The sequence below is a fragment of the Verrucomicrobiia bacterium genome, assembly GCA_035577545.1.
In the GTDB taxonomy this organism is placed as follows: domain Bacteria; phylum Verrucomicrobiota; class Verrucomicrobiia; order Palsa-1439; family Palsa-1439; genus Palsa-1439.
The window spans coordinates 1-19390 of record DATLVI010000037.1 but is presented as its reverse complement, the minus strand read 5'-3'; the positions used below and the strand labels follow the sequence as shown (position 1 = coordinate 19390).

19 protein-coding genes and 1 tRNA gene are annotated in these 19390 nt (G+C 58.1%); 14 read left to right on the top strand and 6 right to left on the bottom strand.

Going from position 1 to position 19390, the window contains the following annotated elements; all coding sequences use genetic code 11:
• Positions 1-11: 11 nt before the first annotated feature.
• Complete coding sequence (locus VNL17_13965; GenBank protein ID HXI85186.1) at positions 12-572, bottom strand: hypothetical protein; 561 nt, start codon at positions 570-572, stop codon at positions 12-14.
• Positions 573-700: 128 nt separating this feature from the next.
• Here VNL17_13965 and VNL17_13960 point away from each other — a divergent pair, with 128 nt between their 5' ends.
• Both VNL17_13960 and VNL17_13955 read left to right on the top strand, forming a co-directional pair.
• Positions 701-1423: a response regulator transcription factor gene (locus tag VNL17_13960; GenBank protein ID HXI85185.1), complete on the top strand. Its 723-nt coding sequence runs from the start codon at positions 701-703 to the stop codon at positions 1421-1423.
• On the top strand, positions 1420-2874 hold the full coding sequence (locus VNL17_13955; GenBank protein ID HXI85184.1) for a HAMP domain-containing sensor histidine kinase: 1455 nt from the start codon (positions 1420-1422) through the stop codon (positions 2872-2874). The genes VNL17_13960 and VNL17_13955 overlap by 4 nt, the downstream gene beginning before the upstream one ends.
• Positions 2875-3172: 298 nt before the next feature.
• Here the strand turns inward: VNL17_13955 and VNL17_13950 are convergent, their stop codons facing one another.
• Positions 3173-4108, bottom strand: coding sequence for an NAD(P)-dependent oxidoreductase (locus VNL17_13950; protein ID HXI85183.1), 936 nt, complete (start codon positions 4106-4108; stop codon positions 3173-3175).
• Positions 4109-4187: 79 nt separating this feature from the next.
• On the opposite strand from VNL17_13950, the gene VNL17_13945 reads away from it, so the two are divergent.
• The 3 genes from VNL17_13945 to VNL17_13935 all read left to right on the top strand — a co-directional run bounded on the left by VNL17_13945 (position 4188) and on the right by VNL17_13935 (position 6045).
• Positions 4188-4264 (top strand) — tRNA-Val (locus VNL17_13945).
• A 31-nt stretch (positions 4265-4295) separates the two neighbouring features.
• On the top strand, positions 4296-4790 hold the full coding sequence (locus VNL17_13940) for a redoxin domain-containing protein (GenBank protein ID HXI85182.1): 495 nt from the start codon (positions 4296-4298) through the stop codon (positions 4788-4790).
• A gap of 283 nt (positions 4791-5073) precedes the next feature.
• Positions 5074-6045: an XDD4 family exosortase-dependent surface protein gene (locus VNL17_13935; GenBank protein ID HXI85181.1), complete on the top strand. Its 972-nt coding sequence runs from the start codon at positions 5074-5076 to the stop codon at positions 6043-6045.
• A gap of 127 nt (positions 6046-6172) precedes the next feature.
• Here VNL17_13935 and VNL17_13930 read toward each other — a convergent pair whose 3' ends face one another.
• On the bottom strand, positions 6173-8107 hold the full coding sequence (locus VNL17_13930) for a choice-of-anchor Q domain-containing protein (protein HXI85180.1): 1935 nt from the start codon (positions 8105-8107) through the stop codon (positions 6173-6175).
• Between the two features lie 169 nt (positions 8108-8276).
• On the opposite strand from VNL17_13930, the gene VNL17_13925 reads away from it, so the two are divergent.
• Positions 8277-11102: an aconitate hydratase gene (locus tag VNL17_13925; GenBank protein ID HXI85179.1), complete on the top strand. Its 2826-nt coding sequence runs from the start codon at positions 8277-8279 to the stop codon at positions 11100-11102.
• Positions 11103-11143: 41 nt separating this feature from the next.
• On the opposite strand, the gene VNL17_13920 is transcribed toward VNL17_13925, so the two are convergent.
• Entirely contained in the window at positions 11144-11359 is a 216-nt protein-coding gene (locus tag VNL17_13920) for a hypothetical protein (protein ID HXI85178.1), read from the bottom strand.
• Positions 11360-11399: 40 nt separating this feature from the next.
• The gene (locus tag VNL17_13915; protein HXI85177.1) at positions 11400-11789 is read right to left on the bottom strand and encodes a hypothetical protein; all 390 of its coding nucleotides are present in this window, start codon (positions 11787-11789) and stop codon (positions 11400-11402) included.
• 755 nt (positions 11790-12544) lie between these two features.
• On the opposite strand from VNL17_13915, the gene sufC reads away from it, so the two are divergent.
• From sufC to VNL17_13875, 8 genes are all read left to right on the top strand, one after another.
• Positions 12545-13315, top strand: coding sequence for a Fe-S cluster assembly ATPase SufC (sufC, locus tag VNL17_13910; GenBank protein HXI85176.1), 771 nt, complete (start codon positions 12545-12547; stop codon positions 13313-13315).
• Between the two features lie 4 nt (positions 13316-13319).
• Complete coding sequence (gene sufB / locus VNL17_13905; protein ID HXI85175.1) at positions 13320-14729, top strand: Fe-S cluster assembly protein SufB; 1410 nt, start codon at positions 13320-13322, stop codon at positions 14727-14729.
• Positions 14730-14763: 34 nt separating this feature from the next.
• Entirely contained in the window at positions 14764-16002 is a 1239-nt protein-coding gene (gene sufD, locus VNL17_13900; protein HXI85174.1) for a Fe-S cluster assembly protein SufD, read from the top strand.
• Complete coding sequence (locus tag VNL17_13895; protein HXI85173.1) at positions 15999-17270, top strand: cysteine desulfurase; 1272 nt, start codon at positions 15999-16001, stop codon at positions 17268-17270. Before sufD ends, VNL17_13895 begins: the two co-directional genes overlap by 4 nt.
• An 11-nt stretch (positions 17271-17281) precedes the next feature.
• The gene (locus VNL17_13890; GenBank protein ID HXI85172.1) at positions 17282-17740 is read left to right on the top strand and encodes a DUF2721 domain-containing protein; all 459 of its coding nucleotides are present in this window, start codon (positions 17282-17284) and stop codon (positions 17738-17740) included.
• 63 nt (positions 17741-17803) lie between these two features.
• The gene (locus VNL17_13885) at positions 17804-17974 is read left to right on the top strand and encodes a hypothetical protein (GenBank protein HXI85171.1); all 171 of its coding nucleotides are present in this window, start codon (positions 17804-17806) and stop codon (positions 17972-17974) included.
• 225 nt (positions 17975-18199) lie between these two features.
• Positions 18200-18634, top strand: coding sequence for an SUF system NifU family Fe-S cluster assembly protein (locus tag VNL17_13880; GenBank protein HXI85170.1), 435 nt, complete (start codon positions 18200-18202; stop codon positions 18632-18634).
• Positions 18635-18667: 33 nt separating this feature from the next.
• Entirely contained in the window at positions 18668-19054 is a 387-nt protein-coding gene (locus VNL17_13875; GenBank protein HXI85169.1) for a DUF2203 domain-containing protein, read from the top strand.
• Positions 19055-19084: 30 nt separating this feature from the next.
• On the opposite strand, the gene VNL17_13870 is transcribed toward VNL17_13875, so the two are convergent.
• Positions 19085-19390 (bottom strand): hypothetical protein (locus tag VNL17_13870; protein HXI85168.1); only part of this gene is annotated, 306 nt, incomplete at its 5' end.

Here is a 19390-nt window from a genome sequence, read left to right as displayed (position 1 = left end):
TTGTCGTTGGTTTAATTATCTTCAGGCGGAGGCGGCGGACGTTGACCATCCTGTTGATCCCCGCCACCTGGCGGGCCATTCGGGCGTGGCGGGAGGAATTCGTCCCGGGTCAGTTTGCCATCGCCATTCTTGTCGAGCGTCTTCAACGCTGCCGAGGCGTTGGCGATCTCGCTGGCATCGATCACGCCATCGTGGTTGGCGTCGAGCGCCTGCATGATAGGCAACGGCGGGTGGCGATGAGGTCCTCCTTGCGGGCCGCCAGCGGGGCCTCCCTGCTGATTGCCCTGCGGGCCGTTCGGGTGCGGCGGCCTAATTTCGTCGGCTGTCAGTTTGCCGTCGCCGTTCTTATCGAGCGCCTTTAAGACTGCGGACGCGTTGGCGATTTCACTGGCATCGATTACGCCATCGTGGTTGGCGTCGAGCGCCTCCACAATCGGTGAAGGTGGTGGACGATGACGTCCCCCTCCCGGTCCACCTTGCGGGGGCGGCCCACCCTCGTCCTGCGCGAAAGTTGTCGCGATTCCCAAACCAACGACCACTGCTGTCATCCAAATAAGTCTCTGTAGCTTCATAACTGTAATTCCTTTCTGATAGTAATAGACAAGGTGACTGTTAAGCCCGTGTGTGTGAAAACGGGGAAAATTGTTAAGGAAGCGTTAAAGTTGCGGCAGAATCCGCCAGCCTGCGGTATTCTGGCGGCGTGACGACCGGACGGCCCACACGCGTGCTGATCATCGATGATGACCGCAAACTCTGCGCGTTGATTGGCGAATACCTCGCGCCGCTCGGCTTCGAGGTGGCCGCTGAGCACACGGGTCCTTCGGGCGTCGAGCAGGCGATCGCGGGCAACCACGATGTGGTCATTCTCGACGTGATGCTGCCCGGTCTCGATGGCTTTGAGGTGCTCAAGCGTATCCGCCAGAAGTCCCAAGTGCCCGTGCTGATGCTCACGGCACGCGGTGAGGAGACGGACCGGATCGTTGGCCTAGAAGTTGGCGCGGATGATTATCTGCCGAAGACGTTTTCGACGCGCGAACTTTTGGCGCGTCTGCGCGCCGTCATGCGCCGTGCCTCCCGCCCTACCCCATCGGCTGGTGGTGATGCTCCGTCGGGTGAAATCGTGGTGGGCGAACTGCGGCTCAATTCCGATGCACGCGTGGCAGCGCTCGGCGACAAGCCCCTCGATTTGACGGCCATCGAATTCGATTTGCTGGAATGCCTCGCGCGCGCACGTGGGCGTGTCCGGTCTCGTGAACAGCTCATCGAATCGATCACCGACCGCAATTATGACGTCTATGATCGCTCGGTGGACGTGCATATTTGTTCGTTGCGCAAGAAGCTTGGGGACGAATCGGCCAGCCCGCGGTTCATTCGCACCGTTCGCGCGGTCGGTTATATGTTCATCAACCCGGATGAAGTATGAAACTGCGTCTGCCACTCCTTCCCCGTATCCTGCTGTGGTTCTTCCTGAACCTCGCGTTGTTGGCCGCCGGATTCATCCTGTTGGTGCGGTCGCAATTTGTCTTTGACCGCGATTTTCTGCTGACGGCTGGGGCGGTTGAACACTTGCAGACCATCGGTGACGAGATTGCTGCTGAGATGTCCAACCGTCCGCTGGAGCAGTGGAAGAGTATGTTGGATCAATACGACAATACGTACAAAGTCCGCTTCCATGTATTCTCCGATGAAGGGCGGCCATTAGTAGGTGACCCACAGCGATTGCCTCCCGAAGTACACGAACGCCTTGCCCGCCGTCCGGGACCTCAACGACGTCCGCCACCCGAGGCCATGGGTGAACCCGGTAATTTGCCGCCGCAGGATTCACCGCCCGAGCGACGTCCCCCTCCGCCAGTCGGGCGCAATCCGAATCCGCCACGCATGCTTATTCGCGCCGGTAATCCCCCGCATTATTGGTTCATCGTTCGCGCCTCGACGGGAGTTTTTGTCGTCGTGGAGTCTGAGACGTTGACCGGCAGGGGATTGTTCCTGGATTTGCGACCGTGGCTGGTGGCGGTTTTTGGCGCGGCGATTTTCTCGGCGCTGTTCTGGGTGCCGATCGTTCGGGGCATCACGCGTTCCATTGCCCAAATGACCCAGGCCACCCAGCAGATTGCAGAAGGTCATTTCGATGTACGGGTGGAGGCGCACCGCGGCGATGAACTCGGTACCCTCAGCCAGGCCATTAACAGCATGGCCCAGCGTCTGGACGGTTTTGTCACGGGCCAGAAACGTTTTCTCGGCGACGTTGCGCACGAGCTTTGTTCGCCGCTGGCCCGGTTACGGCTCGCCCTCGGCATCCTTGAGGAACGCGTCAGCGGCTCGCAGCAGTCCGATGTTTCTCGAGCCAGCGAACAGGCGGATGAGATCGCTGCTCTTGTTAATGAACTGTTGTCCTTTTCCAAGGCTACGCTGGGCGCTGCACACGCCAAACTTCAACAAGTTCCCCTGCGAGCAATTGTTGATCTGGCTGTTCGTCGTGAGGGCAGCGACGGCGCGCGGATCGAGGTGAACATGGCGTCTGACCTCCGCGCAGAAGTCGAACCGGAGCTGCTGACACGCGCCCTCTCGAACCTGCTGCGGAATGCCATTCGCTACGCTGGCCCGGCCGGACCGATCACGATTTCTGTTGAACAACATGACGGGCAGGTTGCCCTGACTGTCTCCGATTGCGGTCCCGGCATTCCCGAAACAGAGTTGCAGAGGATCTTCGACCCATTCTACCGTCTTGACGCCTCCCGCGATCGGGAAACCGGCGGCGTCGGACTGGGCCTCGCCATCGTAAAAACGTGCGTCGAGGCATGCCAGGGAACCGTCGTCGCAGCGAATCGGCTGCCAAACGGACTGCAAGTGACGATTACACTACGCATGGCGTAGTTGCGCCCATCGATACTCCCTTATCGGGCTGCGGGTACTGCCTTTCGTTTAGCCGAAAAAAATCGGAGGATGAACCACTCCAAAGCAATCAACACTCCCATGCCGATAAGCGTCGGCAACAGCCAAAAAATACAAAATACCATTATCTGGTACGACCAAGTGTAAACGAAATCGGCATCAACATGCGTTGGATGAGCTACAATGTCTGACGCTGCAACAAAAAAATGCCAAATCAGCAAAGCCAAAACGACGCAAAACTGACCAAGTGCCAAAATCCAAAATAGTCTCGTAGGCTTTATCATGCGCTCGTCGGCCTAGGTGGAACCCACAAGAACGCGCCGTGTTTCTGGAAGTGGACGATCTGCTGGACGGTCTGCTCGGCTTTGCGGTCGACTGCTTCGGAGGTGTTAAAGGCGTTGTGGGGGGTGAGAATTACGTTAGGGCGGCCGGCCAGCGGGAAACTGGTTTTACCTGAGCGTAGCGCAACGGCCAGCGTGCTTTCGTTTTCATAGACATCCAGTGCCAACGCGCCAAGTCGTCCCTCGTCGAGCAACTTCACCAGATCATCGGTCGGAGATAGCTCGCCGCGGGCGATGTTGACGAACACGACGCCGCGTTTTGCGCACTTGAGCGTCTCATAACGGAAGTAACCCGTGTTGGCGTCCGTCAGGTTCATCGCACAGACAATGATGTCGGCCCATTTCAGACCCTCATCGATGGACACATACGATACGGAAGCGTGACTCTTAACCAGATCGACGCCCTTCGATTCCATCCCGAGCGCCTGGGCGATCTTTATGACTTCCGAGCCAATGCTGCCGACACCGACGACCAGCAGGCGTTTGTCGGCGCATTCCTGTCCCGTGAGGCCGTCGCGGTTGAAGTTTGGGAATTGAGCGATTTGTTGGAGAAGTTTTCGCTGCAGGGCCATTACCAGCAGCAGCGCCTGTTCCGCCACGGCGCGGCTGCAGTAATGCGGCAGGTAACCGCAGGGTATTTTCTGCCCGACGAGATGATCGTAGCCCGTCGTGCGCGACACGATGCCACGCAGTTTCACCGCCCAAGCTGGGGAAACCACGGATTGCGTCCGAATACTGATGAGCGGCGCGTCCGGTTCCCAATCGCCCGTCTCCTGGATTGTCTTGTCACTGAAACCGGCGGAAATGCCGGCCGGCAAGTGCCGACGGAGCGCGGCCACTTCTTCTTCAAACGCCTCGTAGAAATAGACGTCCATTATTTGCGTGGGGACTGTAACAAAAGTGTGGCGGGTTGACAGCTTTTCGTGCCCCTTGTACTATCGGTGCGGTGGCGTGGGACGATTAGCTCAGTTGGCTAGAGCGCTTCCTTGACATGGAAGAGGTCACAGGTTCAAGTCCTGTATCGTCCACCATTTTTTGATCAACAAATAACAGGAGAACGCAATGGCATTGAAAGTTGGCGACAAGGCACCGGATTTTGAATTGACCACGAAGTCGGCGGAGGGTCCGAAGAAGATCAAGCTGAGCGGCAACAGCGGCAAGAAGAACACGGTGCTGTTGTTTTTTCCGATGGCGTTCACGGGAGGTTGCACGAAGGAGATGTGCGAAGTGAGCATGGGCTTGAATGCTTACACCAGCCTGAACGCTGACGTGCTTGGGATCAGCGGCGACAATCCGTTCGCGCAGGCGGCCTGGGCGGAGAAGGAAAAGATCACCGTTCCGTTGCTGGCCGACTACGAGCACAGGGTCACTCACGCTTACGGCGTCGCCTATGACAGTTTCCTGCCGCAGAAGAATCTCGGTATGGGTGGCGTCTCCAAGCGCTCGGCATTCGTCATCGACAAACAGGGTGTGGTTCGTTACGCGGAGAGTAACGACGATCCCGGCGTGATGCCGAATTTCGAAGCCATTAAGGCGAGCTTGGCGCAGTTGAAGTAGCGCGCCCCGCTCCGTTCCCGCAGTCTTAATCGCCCTGACCTGACAGGTCAGGGCGATGTTTTTTTGCCTGGAAACACCTGATTCCGAGCGCTTACCGCTGTATCTCCCTCAATAGTAACAACCTTGTAAGCCAGTAAAAATAAGCCTTATATGGTAGATAGCCCCTTGTATTGCCCCGTTTCCTGTGCTACCTATCCGAGTTACGCATTTCCCGTTTTCAGGGGATGGGGAATGCGAGAAAAACGGAATTAGGGTTCCGTAATTTGGGAAAACAGGGAGAGGTATGGGTATTCAACCAGTCGTATGGGGTATCTCGGCCGCGTCTGTCGGGTCCGCGACGGAGCCGTCAATTGCGGTGCCAGTGTGGAGCAATACCTTGCTCATGCGCGGCTTGCGGAAATGCCGCCAATCCGTGTGGATGTGCGTGGCCATGCTGATGTGGGCGGTCATGCTTATGGCAGCCCTGACAATCCTGGCGACCTCGGCGCAATCGGCGACTACGTATATCGCAAGCAGTCCCGGCAACGACGCGGGTGAGACGAACAAGGCGTCGGCCACATTCAGCCTTTCGCTGTCGGGCACGACCACCAATCTGCTCGTATCGCTGACGAACCTGGCCAAGTACAAACCGAATGATCCACAGGATATTCTCACCGCAGTATTTTTCTCACTTACGGGCGATCCAACGCTAACGAAAGTCTCGGCGCTCCTGAATGCGGGTAGCGTCGGAGTGAAGAATGGTTCCACTCTGACGGTCCCCGGCGGCGTGGTTGGTGGCTCATGGGCTTATGCGGCTGGGTTGAGCGGCGCTCCCGGAGGCGCCAACGAGGGGATCAGTGCCGCCGGCTTCGGCCTGTTCGGTTCAGCGAATCTTTTCCCAGGCGCCGCGCTGCCCGGAGATGGCAGCACACCGGGCGGGCTTGGCGGAGGATTGACCACCGCCACGGATGATGGCAGCAAGTATAAGGGCGGGCTTACGGGACGGCCCTTCATCAAGGATAGTGCCGTATTCACGTTGGGCGCCGTCCCGGCCAGCTTCACATTATCTGGGATCTCAGGCGTGAGTTTTCAGTATGGAACCACGCTTGGGACCGAGCCCAACCTGCCGGGGATCCTGATTCCTGAACCTAGCGCCGTCATGCTTGCCATTCTCGGTATTGTGTTGCTGGGCCTGATTAATCGTCAACGACGTGCTCATTCGCGGCGCCGCTCCGTCTGTGCTGTTACCGTCAACCACAGAACGGGTGTTGAGTAGTTCGCTGTTCGTGCTTGGCCTGCGGGAACGCGGGCGATAGTCCGCTTGGGATCGCTATCGCCTGTAAGCAGCCAACCCAGAATGCCCCGACCTAATCAGTCGGGGCGTTTTGTGTTTATCGTTAACGCTATAGCGATGCGCTATGCCACGCATGGGCGTAGTCATGTATCGCGGTAACCGGTTTGGTCGCCGCATCGCCACTGCTGAGTGCCGCTTGCGCTTTTGCAAGGTCCTTTGCGCTTCCACCCAGGAAGCTCTGAATCGAAATCACTGCGGCGAGCCGGGTGGATGCGATTGTCTGGTCGATGATTCCTTGCAGCGCCGCATCAGGCCCGTTCTTCTTTTGCAAGGCGAGGAGGCTGCTCACGGCCCTGGCCGCCGCGCTGAAAACGGCCTTGCCGGTCTTTGAGTTCGGATCTTCGTCCGTGGCCCAATTTAGCGCGTCAACGCCTTTTGTCAGCGCGACGATGGCTTTCGCCAGCCCCTTGGCATTCGGGCCGGTCGGGGCTGCATTGAAGAGGGCCGTCAACTGCTGAAGTTGGTCCTGCAGCACATTGCGCGAGCCCTCGACGAAAATCGTGAAGCTACAACCGATCTGGCCCCCTAGCCCGTTGGTGGCCGCGGAATTCACGGTATTCGTCCCGAAGGCGAACACATTGCCGGAGGCCGGGAAGCTGACAACAACGGGCGTATCCGTGTCGCAGTTGTCGACGGCGGTGACAGCAAAGGTGACCGTTGCTCCGCCGACAAACGTGGCGATGACGGTGAGATTGCTGGAGCAGGCAATCGAGATCGGGGGCGTATTGGTGTCAATTTCACACAGGCTGGTTTCCACGGCGCCGATATCGGTCCCCTTCCCTTGGGGACGGGAGACATCGCGTTGATCGGTGACCTGGCGATTCGCGTCATCACCGGCGTCCAGAGCCGGACTGTTGGTCAGCAGCAGGTGCGTGAATGTGGCGCCGCCGTTGTCCTGGAGAGGCCCCAGTTTCGCATCCACATTGACCAGGTCGCCGCCGATCCAGCCCGTTGCGCCGTTGGTGTTACCGATGAGATTGTCGCCCTGGCTATCGAAGACGCCTTTGACATCTGCATCCGCCGTGGTGGCGGTGTTGCTGGCGATGATGGTGTTAATGACGGAAGCGAGCGAGGCACTGAGAAGACTCTCGACGCCGCCGGCATCGTTGGCGTGGTTGAAGGCGATGGTGGTGGCATCGACATCGAGGGTGCCGCCGTTGACGATCGCCCCGCCCGACCCGGTGGCCAGGTTGGAACTGATTGTAGAATTCACGATGGTGACCGTGCCGTTCGTGCTTTCGATGGCGCCGCCGTCGCCCGTAGCTGCGTTACCGGATAAAGTGCTGGCAGTGATGTTCAGGGTATGGTTGTTCCAAATCGCACCGCCGTCGCCGTTGACTTCATTGTTCGCGAGGGTGGAATGATCGATGGTCGCGATCCCGGCGCCGAAGTTATAGAGGACACCGCCTTGTGAGCCAGAGGTGTTTTCCGCCAGGATGCAATCATGGATGTTGAGAATTCCATCACTGTCGATGGCGCCGCCAAACTGGGCGAGATTGGCAACGAAGACGCAATTGCTAAGGTTGACGGTGACTGTAAAGGGGGATCCGGACTGGATCAAAAGCGCGCCGCCGATGCTGCCCGAGGCGCCATTTGTAAATGTCAGCCCTGAAATATTGATGGTGAGATTGGTGCTTCCGCCGGTCGCGAGGGTAAAAATGCGATGCCCGCCGGTACCGTTGATGAAGAGGTTGCCAGTGCCGGGACCCGTGAGCGTCACGCTATTCTGGACGAGTATTTCACCCTGCGTCAGCGTGATGGTGGTCGGGTTTGGCAGACTGAATGTGACGCCATCCCCGTCAGCGACGTGGGCGAGACAATAGCGAAGGTCACCGGAGGTTCCCGCGCCGGCGCCGTTATCGGCGGCGCTGTTGACCGTATATGTTGTGGCGAGTAATCGGTCGCCGCTTCCCGCGATGGTGAAAATGAAAAGGGTCGCTACGGTTTTGAGAATAAGACCGAAACTGCTTGTGGTAGTTTTCATATTGACTGCCTCCTGACTTGTAATCAAAGCAGTCGTCATTCCACATGTCATTTGGGTCGGACGCCACTATTCGCGCCTTGTTTCTTGGCAAAATTGACCGCCGGATGCGCATTCCTGAACATTAGCGCCTACTTGCCTAACTCTTGCCGCGCCGTATAATGAAATGGAGATGAGCAACTCACATAATCCTTTCAATTCACGGCAGGAATTCGATCTCGGGGGCGGGCGCAAGGGGCAGTTCTATTCCTTGCCGGCGCTGGAGGGCGCGGGAGTCGGGAAGATTTCGCGGCTGCCGATTAGTATCCGGATCGTCCTGGAATCGGTGCTGCGCAACGTCGATGGCAAGAAGGTGAACGAGCGGGACGTGCGGACGCTGGCCAGCTGGAACGCGAAGTCGCCCGCGCAGGAGGAAATCCCATTCATCGTTGCGCGCATTGTGCTGCAAGATTTCACGGGCGTGCCGCTGCTGGTCGATCTCGCGGCGATGCGGTCGGCGGTGGCGCGCATGGAGAAGGACCCGAAGATTGTCGAACCACTGGTGCCTGTTGATCTGGTGGTGGACCACTCGGTGCAGGTGGATTTTTTTGGGACGGCGGACGCGTTGAAACAGAACCTGGAGATGGAATTCAAACGGAACCGCGAACGCTACGAGTTGCTCAAGTGGGGACAGCAGGCGTTCAAGACGTTCAAGGTGGTGCCGCCCGGGATCGGGATCGTGCATCAGGTCAATTTGGAATACCTGGCGAAGGGCGTGCTCAGCAGCGGGAACATTTATTATCCCGACACGTTGGTCGGCACGGATTCGCACACGACCATGATCAACGGGCTCGGCATTGTCGGCTGGGGCGTCGGCGGCATCGAGGCCGAGGCGGGGATGCTTGGCCAGCCGGTTTACTTTCTCACACCCGAAGTTGTCGGCGTGTATATGACGGGCGCGTTGGGCGAAGGCGTGACCGCGACGGATCTCGCGTTGCACGTGACCCAGATGCTCCGCAAGGCGAAGGTGGTCGGCAAGTTTGTGGAGTTTTTCGGGCCCGGTGCGGCGTTGTTACCTGTGGCTGACCGTGCGACCATCGCCAATATGGCACCCGAATACGGGGCGACGATGGGCTTCTTCCCCGTGGACGATGAGTCGCTCAATTATCTGCGCGCTACGGGCCGCACCAACGAGCAGGTCGTGGCCTTCGGCAACTACTTCAAGGCGCAAGGAATGTTTGGTATTCCGGAGAAGGGCGATATTGATTACAGCGTTGAACTGGAACTCGACTTGGCAGATGTGAAGCCGAGCGTGGCGGGGCCAAAGCGCCCGCAAGACCGCATCGAGCTGCCGAACCTGAAGAATACGTTCGTCGAGCTGTTCTCAAAGCCGCTGACAGAAAACGGCTACAACAAACCTCGCGGCGAATTGGGCAAGCGCGTCCCCGTCCATCTCGATTCGAGCACGCCGGTCGAACAACCGCAGCAGGCGTATGCCGGCACTGATCGCGTGTCGGCCAGCGAATCGGAGATGAGCGACCAGCATCCGACGCCCGATACCGTGAATAACTCCGTGCCCACGCGCGATGGCGATTGGCAAATCGGCCACGGGTCGGTGGTCATCGCGGCGATTACCAGTTGCACCAACACATCCAACCCTAGCGTGATGTTGGGGGCGGGCCTACTGGCGAAGAAGGCGGTCGAGCGCGGGATGAAGGTCCCGGCGTACGTCAAGAGTTCACTCGCGCCGGGCTCGCGGGTGGTCAGCGATTACCTGACGAAGGCAGGCTTGCAGCCCTATCTCGACAAGCTCGGTTTCAATCTCGTCGGCTACGGTTGCACCACATGCATCGGCAACTCGGGGCCGTTGCCCGCGCCGATTGAGGATGCGGTCACGAAGAACGATCTCATCGCGGCGAGCGTACTCAGCGGCAACCGGAATTTTGAGGCGCGGGTGCACTCCAGCGTGAAGGCCAATTTTCTCATGTCGCCGCCGCTGGTCGTCGCCTTCGCGCTTGCGGGACGGGTGGATATCGACCTGACGGCCGAGCCAATGGGCAAGGACAAGAGCGGGAGTGACGTTTATCTGCGCGATTTGTGGCCGACGCTGCAGGAAGTCAAAGACGTGATGAAGAGCGCCCTGAAGCCGGAAGTGTTCCGGACGTTGTACAAGGATTTCGCGGCGCAAAACCCGGCGTGGAACGAGATCCCCTCTTCCGTTGGCAATGTGTACCGCTGGGATTCCAAGAGCACGTACATCCAGGAGCCGCCGTTCTTCGAGAACTTCTCGATGAAACCCGGTACCGTCGGCGAGATCAAGGGCGCGTGCGCGCTCGGCATTTTTGGCGATTCGGTGACGACCGATCATATCTCACCCGCCGGCAGTTTTAAGAAGGATTCACCCGCGGGCAAGTATCTCGTCGAGCACGGGGTTCAGCCCGTTGATTTCAACAGCTACGGCGCGCGACGCGGCAACGACCGCGTGATGACGCGCGGGACGTTTGCCAATGTGCGCATCAAGAACCTCATGCTGCCCGGCGTTGAAGGCGGGGTCACGAAGTACAAGGGGCAGCCGATCTCGATTTACGATGCCGCGATGAAATACCAGCAGACGGCAGTGCCGCTGGTCGTGTTCGCGGGACAGGAATACGGCACGGGCAGTTCGCGCGACTGGGCGGCGAAGGGCACGAAGTTGCTTGGCGTCCGCGCAGTCATCGCGCAAAGCTTCGAGCGCATTCATCGCTCGAACCTCGTCGGCATGGGCGTGCTGCCCTGTCAGTTCAAGGAAGGCACGACGGCGCAGACACTGAAACTCGATGGTACGGAGACGTACGATATCCTCGGGTTAAGCGAAGGCCTCCAACCGCGGCAGGAGTTGACCCTGGTGATTCAACGTCCCGACGGGACGATGGAAGAAGTGCCGATCATTGCACGCATCGATACGCCGATCGAAGTGGAATACTACCGCCACGGCGGCATCCTACCATTCGTACTGCGGCAGTTGGTCGCGAAGGCATAACGGCTTCGCATGGAAAACCCGATCGGACAATCCGTCCCTACCTACGTAACGGTGACGCGTGCGGCTCGGCAGGCGTCGTTCATGGAGGCCAGGGCGTTGGTGGTTGTGCGGTCGAGTGACTTGCCGCTCTGAATATTGCGCTGGGCTGATTTTTCGATTTCGGCAATGTGATCTAGGAGGAAGCCGCCGCCGGTGGTGGTGAAGCGGAAAACGGTTTCGAGGGCTGTTGCGGTGGCGACATTGGATTCTTGGGTCATTGGTTTCCTTTCGGTCAAAGTCTCTTCCTGCTGGTAAATGTTAGCGTTTCCCCGCCTGGTCAACCACGGCGCGGCGGTCGGTGGTTTCATCGACCTTTCGCATGATGTCGCCCCATTGTCCCGGCGACGGTATGGAGGCGAGGGTGTAGCCGCTTAAGGAATCAAGCAGGTTGTGGATGGCATTCAGCATCAGTTCAGTGTTCGTGATCCGCAGGGAGGAGGCGTCATCGCCCTCGCGTCGGACCTCGGACAACGGCCAGTCGCACTTCTTCACCATCTTCTTGATGGCGGCCAGCACCTCGCCCCATTCGTCCTTGGAGGGCGTATGCCACGACTGGAACGCCTCGCAATCCAACAATCCACAGGCGAGCGCGTACTTCTCCGTGAGGAACCGATTCAATTCGTCTCTGCTGATTTGGCTGATTGCCACAAAATCTCCTTTGGCAGCGGTGTTCGTTGTTGCGTCTGGCTGCCCGACTGCGTCGCGGTTCGTAAGAATTGGCCGGAGAGAAGCGGTTCGCTGAGGCCACTAGAAGCTTACACCCGATTGAGGGATAACCTAATTGTTTCGTAAAGAATCTCTGTTGCCAGGCAGCGGTACGATACTGTTAGATTATCGTATTTTGATATTGACTTGTTGGTCCGTTTTGGTAAGATGTGGTCGTGTTCATGAAGCTGGACTGGCTAGTGACGAGCTTGTTGGGTAGTTCTTTTGAAGTACCCTCCCCTACGACGACTGGGACCACCGGCACATCAAACATGCAATTCTACCAAACGAACCCAATTTTTTTCGACGCTATTTTCGGTGTAACTATTTATATGCGTGGGCGTTGCAGCGATAAAACCATGAAAAACCAATTGGGTTCGTTCTTGGAAACGAATCCAATTTTAGGGGGTAAAATGAAGGGTCGAGGGTGGGTTTTAACCCCGTTTGGGGAGGTTTTTTGGGGTTGAAAAATGGATTACCAGTTGAGAGTCGAGTGGGTCCTGCCTGGGCGGGACACACTTCGCTCTGCGAGAGCCTGGAGAGCGTTGGGAGACTCTTCGCTTCGCTCAGAGTGACAGACCGGGCGGCTACCGTTGGGCGCTTGACTCTCTGGCTGGTGGCGATATAGTGAAGTTGGAATCGGACAAAAATTGTCGCATTTGAAATGAGGCGTCCAATTCCATCGAGGAAGACAGACCATGGCTGATACGTTTGAAATTCAGGACTTACACGTCAAGATCGAGGAACGCGAGATTCTCAAGGGTGTGGACCTCGTGGTTCGCAAGGGGGAAGTGCATGCGTTGATGGGGCCAAACGGCTCCGGTAAGAGTACGCTGGCCAACGCGATCCTGGGTCATCCGAAGTACACGGTGACCAGCGGCAAGATCCTGATGAAGGGCGAGAACATCCTCGAGATGGAGACCGACGAGCGCGCCCGCAAAGGGCTGTTCCTCGCCTTCCAGTACCCCTGCGAAGTGCCGGGGGTCCGCCAATCCAATTTCCTGCGGCTGGCGTGCAGCGCGCGCGCGGGCCGCGACCTCGATGTCATGGATTTCTACAAGAAGCTCGAAGACAAGATGAAGGTCCTAGACATCGACGAGAAGTTCCTGAAGCGCTACCTCAACGAGGGGTTCTCGGGCGGGGAGAAGAAGCGCAACGAGATTTTGCAGATGATGATGCTCGAACCTGAGTTCGCCGTCATGGACGAGACGGATTCGGGGCTGGATATCGACGCGTTGAAAGTCGTGTCGCGCGGCGTGAACGAGTTGCGGGGGCCGAACCTCGGCATCCTGATCATCACCCATTACGAGCGGATCCTGCGTTACATCAATCCCGATTTCGTGCACATCCTGGTCGACGGCAAGATTGTGAAGTCGGGCGGCCCGGATCTGGCCGCGCACCTCGAAGAGCACGGCTACGATTGGATCATCAAGGACGCGGAGCCCGCGGCCGCGCCAGCGAAAGGTTAATGCGATGAGCACTGCATCACCTGATCAAGTTTTGCCGGGAGCCTACAAGGAAGGTTTCCACGACGTCAACATCAAGGCCCGGCACAAGGTCCCGAAGGGGCCAACGCACGAAGTCATCGATTACATGTGCGATACGAAGGGCGAGCCGGACTGGATGCGGCAATTTCGCCACCGCAGCCTCGATTTGTTTTTGAAGGCGACCATTCCGGACTGGATGCCCGGCTTGCGCGACATCGACTACGACGCGATCACCTATTACGCCAGCCCGATTGAGAAATCGGCGCGACGCTGGGAAGATGTGCCGATAGAGATTCGGAACACTTACGACAAGCTCGGCATTGCCAAGGAAGAGCAGAAACTTCTCGGCGGACTCGGCGCGCAGATCGACAGCGAGATGGCGTACCACAACATCCAGGAGACGCTCTCCAAGCGGGGCGTGGTCTTTTTGAGTTGCGACGACGGCATGAAGGAGTATCCCGAGATTTTCAAGGAGCACTTCGCCAAGTCGATCCCGCCCGAGGACAACAAGTTCGCGGCGCTCAACTCCGCGTTCTGGAGCGGCGGCTCGTTCGTGTATGTTCCCAAGGGCGTGAAGTGCGACGTGCCGCTGTCCGTGTACTTTCGCATCAACGCCGAGCAGTTCGGACAATTCGAGCGCACTCTGATCATCTGCGAGGACGACAGCTTTTGCCATTATGTGGAAGGCTGCAGCGCGCCGGTGTATACGACCAATTCGTTGCACTCGGCGGTGGTCGAGATTTTCGTCAAGGACCGCGCGCGGTGCCGATACACCACGATCCAGAATTGGTCCACGGACGTTTACAACCTCGTGACCAAGCGGGCGTTCCTTTACAAGAACTCCGTGATGGAATGGGTGGACGGCAATCTCGGCTCGAAGCGCACGGTGAAATACCCGTCGTGCTACATGCTCGGCGAAGGCGGGCACGGTGAAATCCTGAGCCTCGCCAGTTCCGACAAGGGAATGTGGCAGGACGCCGGCGCCAAGCTCGTGTTCCACGCGCCGAACTGCACGGGGCGCATCAACTCGAAGTCGATCAGCGGCCATGGCGGACGCGCTTCGTACCGCGGCCTGGTGCAGGTCAACGAGGCTGCCAAGAATTGCCGAGTGCAGGTCAATTGCGATGCACTGATTCTCGATGAGATCAGCCGTTCGGACACGTATCCTGTGATGGAAATCGACGGCGACCTCGCAACGGTTGAGCACGAGGCGAGCGTTTCGAATGTTTCCGAGGAACAGCTGTTTTATCTGCAGAGCCGCGGCATCAAGAAAGAGGACGCGGTCGCGATGATCGTCAACGGATTCATCGAGCCGATCGTCAAGGAGTTGCCGATGGAATTTGCGGTCGAAATCAATCGGCTCATCAACCTGCAGATGGAAGGTTCCGTCGGCTGACGCAGCCGTTCTGGATAATTTGACTCGGATACCCATGACAACCGGATTCTCTCAACAGACCCTCGAAGCCGTCGCCTCCGGCGAACCCGGCTGGCTCACGTCCCAGCGGCGGACGGCGTGGCAGACATTCGAAAAGCTCCCGTTGCCGACGCGGCGCGATCTGCAGTGGCAACGCTTTGACATACGCACCCTCAAACTCGACAAGGTCGCGCTGTCGGTCGAAAAGCCGTCCATCGTCGAGCGCCTCACTCCCCTACCCCCCGAGTTGAGCAAGCAGGGTGTTATCTTTTGCGACATGGCGACTGCGCTCGCCAAGCACGGCGATGTGCTGAAGGATTATCTTGGCAAGAGCATCGCCCCCGACGAGCCTGCAAAATTCCAGGCCCTGCATGCGGCGCTCTGGAAAGGTGGCGCGTTCCTCTATGTGCCGCGCAATGTCCGATGCGAACTGCCACTTGAAGTCGTGTACGAGATGGTCGGCCAGAACACGGCGGGCTTTCCACATACATTAGTGGTCGTCGAACCTGGTGCTGAGGCCACGCTCGTGCAGAAGTTCATTGGCGGCCCGCCTGTGGGCACCAACGGCGCGCCAAGCATTCACGCGAGTGGTACGGAAGTGTTCGTGAAGGAAGGTGGCCATCTCCACTACATCAGCGAGCAGAATTTCTTGCCGAACGTTTATGATTTTACGGTGAAGCGTGCCCACGTTGCCCGCGACGCGGAGATTGACTGGGTGCTCGGCATGTTCGGCGCGTCGTTCCAGCGCTATGACGTCGAATGCGTCATGGAAGGTGAAGGCGGCATGAGTTTCATGTACGCCGTCGGCGTGCTGGACCACAACCAGCAATTCGGGCAATTCACCAAGCAGCACCACAAGACGGGCAATACGACCAGCGACCTGATGTTCAAGAATGTGTTGCGTGATTCCGCCATCAGCAATTACACGGGCGTGATCAAGGTGGAGAAGAACGCCAATGGCACCAACGCGTATCAAGCCAATCGCAACCTGGTGCTCAGCAAGGAGGTGCGTTGTGACACGCGACCGATTCTTGAGATCGAATCGAACCAACTGCGCTGCACGCATGGGGCAACGGTCGGCCAATTGGAAGAGAACCAGCTTTTTTACCTGCGCAGCCGCGGGCTGACGCCGGAACTGGCGCGCGACGTATTGATCGAGGCATTTTTGGATCCCGTGCTGGCGCGTATCCAGGTGGAAGCGGTGCAAAAAGAGTTCGCCAAACTGGTTCATGACAAGGTGGTGCGGAAGCAATGATTGAAGTCCTCGATGAGGTGCAGTTGGAGGAAATCCGCGACGACTTTCCGGTGTTGCAGCAGAAAGTCCACGGCAAGCCGCTGGTTTATTTCGACAACGCGGCCACATCCCAGAAGCCGCGCATCGTCATCGAGGCGTTGAACGACTACTACGAGCGATACAATGCGAACGTGCACCGTGGTATCCACGCGCTGGCGGAGCGCGCCACCCGGGAATACGAGCGCGCGCGCGAGAAGATCACCAAATTTATCAATGCACCGTCGCCCGAGTCGGTCATTTTTACACGCGGCACCACGGAAGCCATCAATCTTGTCGCGTATTCCTGGGCCCATGCCAATCTCAAAAAGGGCGACGAAATTCTCCTGACGTTCATGGAGCACCACAGCAACACGGTGCCGTGGTATCAGGTGTGCGAGCGGACCGGTGCGGTGATCAAGCGTATCGAGTTGAATCCCGACGGCACGTTACGGCTTGACGATCTCGACAAACTTATCACCGAACGAACAAGGCTGGTAGCTGTTACCCAACAGTCCAACGTTCTGGGCACGATCAATCCGGTTCGGTTGATTGCCGATGCGGCCCATAAGAAGGGCGCTGTGGTTCTCGTCGATGGCGCGCAGAGTGTCCCGCACATGCCCGTGGATGTACAGGCACTCGACTGCGATTTCTTTGTGTTCAGCGGACATAAGATGTGCGGCCCGACGGCCAGTGGCGTCCTGTACGGACGGCGGGCGATTCTTGAGGCGATGCCACCGTTCATGGGCGGTGGCGAGATGATCAAGGAAGTGTGGTTCGACCACGCGAAGTACAATGATCTGCCTTATAAATTCGAGGCGGGAACGCCGAACATTGCCGAGTCAATCGGCCTCGGCGTCGCTGTCGATTACCTGACGCGTATCGGCATGGAGAAGATTCGCCAGCACGAGAAGGAAATCACGCAGTACGCGCTCGATAGTTTGAAGGGCTTCCCGGAAATCACCGTCTACGGCCCGGAGGACGTCGAGAAACGCGGGGGCCTGGTCACTTTTACTTTGGGCGACGTGCATCCGCACGACATCGCGACCTTCGCCGACCAGGACGGCGTCGCCATTCGGGCAGGTCATCACTGCGCCATGCCGCTGCACAAGAAGCTCGGCCTTGCCGCCACTGCGCGCGCCAGCTTCTATCTCTACAACACCCGTGATGAAGTGGATGTGTTCATCGCCATGCTCCACAAGGCCAAGAAGTTCTTTGGCGCCTGCCCCACCGGCCGCGCGATGGGTTATTAACTGGTTTTCCAATGCAGGCACTCTCGGTAGCGCAACTAATTCCGGTGCTTCAAACCGCGATCGGTCCCACGATCCTGATTTCCGGCGTGGGCCTGCTTCTGCTCACGATGACCAATCGGCTGGCACGGACTATTGACCGCACCAGAACGCTCGCCCGCGAAGTTCCCGATAAGAGCGAGCCTGATCACGAAAAGAACACCGGACAGCTCCGAGTTCTCTGGAGACGCGCGCGCCTAATCCGCCTGTCCATCGCGCTGGCTTCCCTAAGTGCGCTTTTCGCTGCCCTTTTGATCATTGTGCTGTTTGTGACAGCCTTGTTACAGATTGAAAACGTTTGGCTAATCTGCGCGTTGTTCATTACCTGTCTTATCTGCTTGATCGGATCGCTGATCGTGTTCATCCATGATATCAATCTGGCCCTGGCAGCCTTGAAGTTTGAGCTCGCCGGTAAGGACATCGGCGACACGTAGAAAGAATTACAGAAATATTGAAACGAAAACGGATTTCATGCGTCTAACATAACAGGAGGTCGTATGAAAAATCGTGTCAAGAAGCACGTTATGAAGCTGCAGGATGTCATTAGTATCGTGTCGCGCTTTGCGCGCAACGATTACGAGACGAGTCTGGTCGTCGCAGACCTGCTCAACCGTGGGCTTGTCCGTGTTAACACCCACGGTCATTTCCGACGTATCGTTGTCCGCTAATCATCGGGTCGTCGCACCGTGTCGTGCATTGGGCAGGGAAAGCACTGCGGTTCGCAGCCTTGATTACGGGAGCCCGCATAACACCACACTGGCGAACCGGGCGACCGGGCGAGGGAAATGTTGGATTGGGGAGTATTCCCAGCCTGATCACGGTGGCAGTTACTGCTTCAGTCTTGCGCCTTTTTTTCTTCCCGCACTGGCGCGATGTGGTAGCTTTGTCGTGCCATGATGGAAGAGCTTTATCAGGAAATCATCCTTGATCACTATCGTCGCCCGCGCAACAAGGGCAAGGCGGAACCTTCGGACATTTCCGCGCACGACTCCAATCCATTGTGCGGTGATGAAATCGATGTGACGGCAAAGCTGGCGGATCACAAGATTGCCGAACTGAAGTTCGACGGCAAAGGCTGTGCGATCTGCACGGCTTCCGCGTCGATCATGACGCAGAAGCTTGTCGGGAAGACGCTGTCGGAAGCCAGACAGTTCATAGGCGGTTTCCTGGACATGATGCGCGGCGAGGCGCCGTTTGGCGGCAAGGAGATGGGTGACTTGAAGGCTTTGGAAGGCGTTCTAAAGTTTCCGGTGCGCGTCAAGTGCGCAACCCTCGCGTGGAATACCGCGTTGGAAGGCATTCAGGAGCACGCGACGAAGAAACCCTGAAACGACCACAGCTCCGCTGTCCCCGGCACTGTTATGCCCTACCAATTCGAAAAACACTTCACACTCGAAGAAGCGCGGGCCCTACTTCCCGAACTCCGCAGCATTTTTCGGGACGTACACCGCCGCCGCGATGTCGTGCAAAAGACGGACGCGGAACTGAGTCGAGATCTAAAACAGTCGGGGGCCGAAGTCGGGGGCGAAAAGGTTTCGGGTCTCTTGATGGACATGCTGCAGCTCAACGTGCAGTTGCGACGCATCCAGGAACTGGGCGTGCAAATCAAAGATTTCGACCGCGGGCTCGTCGATTTCCCCCACATCCGCGACGGTCGCGAGGTGCACCTTTGTTGGGAACTCGACGAAGACGACATCGAGTTCTGGCACGACATCGATACAGGCTACGGCGCGCGCGAGCGCCTGTAGCTGCCCGGCCACACCCTGCGGGCGGGCCCGCTAGATCCTGCCGTCGTCAGCCTGTTTCGTCGAGAATGATTCCGGCTTCCAGTCACCGTTTACGTCGCGATAGAACACATCGCGCTGGATAACCGTGCCGCCGTCGGGCCGGTGGACTTCGTGTTCGACGATCTTGCGTTGCGGGACGAGGGGCTCGAGGAGTTGGTTGCCGGTTGTCGTCGAATAGATCGAGCGACCGTGCTCGATCGTTTCGCGGGATACGGAACCATCGGGCGCGGTCGTCTCGGTGGTGGTTGTGCGACCAGTCAACTCCCAGCCGATGCGCCCGGGCGTGCGAACCTCACT

Bases quoted from the DNA above. Each gene is read 5' to 3' on its own strand.
- VNL17_13965 (HXI85186.1), bottom strand. From the start codon at position 572: ATGAAGCTACAGAGACTTATTTGGATGACAGCAGTGGTCGTTGGTTTG.
- VNL17_13955 (HXI85184.1), top strand. From the start codon at position 1,420: ATGAAACTGCGTCTGCCACTCCTTCCCCGTATCCTGCTGTGGTTCTTC.
- VNL17_13950 (HXI85183.1), bottom strand. From the start codon at position 4,108: ATGGACGTCTATTTCTACGAGGCGTTTGAAGAAGAAGTGGCCGCGCTC.
- VNL17_13940 (HXI85182.1), top strand. From the start codon at position 4,296: ATGGCATTGAAAGTTGGCGACAAGGCACCGGATTTTGAATTGACCACG.
- VNL17_13935 (HXI85181.1), top strand. From the start codon at position 5,074: ATGGGTATTCAACCAGTCGTATGGGGTATCTCGGCCGCGTCTGTCGGG.
- VNL17_13930 (HXI85180.1), bottom strand. From the start codon at position 8,107: ATGAAAACTACCACAAGCAGTTTCGGTCTTATTCTCAAAACCGTAGCG.
- VNL17_13925 (HXI85179.1), top strand. From the start codon at position 8,277: ATGAGCAACTCACATAATCCTTTCAATTCACGGCAGGAATTCGATCTC.
- VNL17_13920 (HXI85178.1), bottom strand. From the start codon at position 11,359: ATGACCCAAGAATCCAATGTCGCCACCGCAACAGCCCTCGAAACCGTT.
- sufC (HXI85176.1), top strand. From the start codon at position 12,545: ATGGCTGATACGTTTGAAATTCAGGACTTACACGTCAAGATCGAGGAA.
- sufB (HXI85175.1), top strand. From the start codon at position 13,320: ATGAGCACTGCATCACCTGATCAAGTTTTGCCGGGAGCCTACAAGGAA.
- sufD (HXI85174.1), top strand. From the start codon at position 14,764: ATGACAACCGGATTCTCTCAACAGACCCTCGAAGCCGTCGCCTCCGGC.
- VNL17_13895 (HXI85173.1), top strand. From the start codon at position 15,999: ATGATTGAAGTCCTCGATGAGGTGCAGTTGGAGGAAATCCGCGACGAC.
- VNL17_13890 (HXI85172.1), top strand. From the start codon at position 17,282: ATGCAGGCACTCTCGGTAGCGCAACTAATTCCGGTGCTTCAAACCGCG.
- VNL17_13885 (HXI85171.1), top strand. From the start codon at position 17,804: ATGAAAAATCGTGTCAAGAAGCACGTTATGAAGCTGCAGGATGTCATT.
- VNL17_13880 (HXI85170.1), top strand. From the start codon at position 18,200: ATGATGGAAGAGCTTTATCAGGAAATCATCCTTGATCACTATCGTCGC.
- VNL17_13875 (HXI85169.1), top strand. From the start codon at position 18,668: ATGCCCTACCAATTCGAAAAACACTTCACACTCGAAGAAGCGCGGGCC.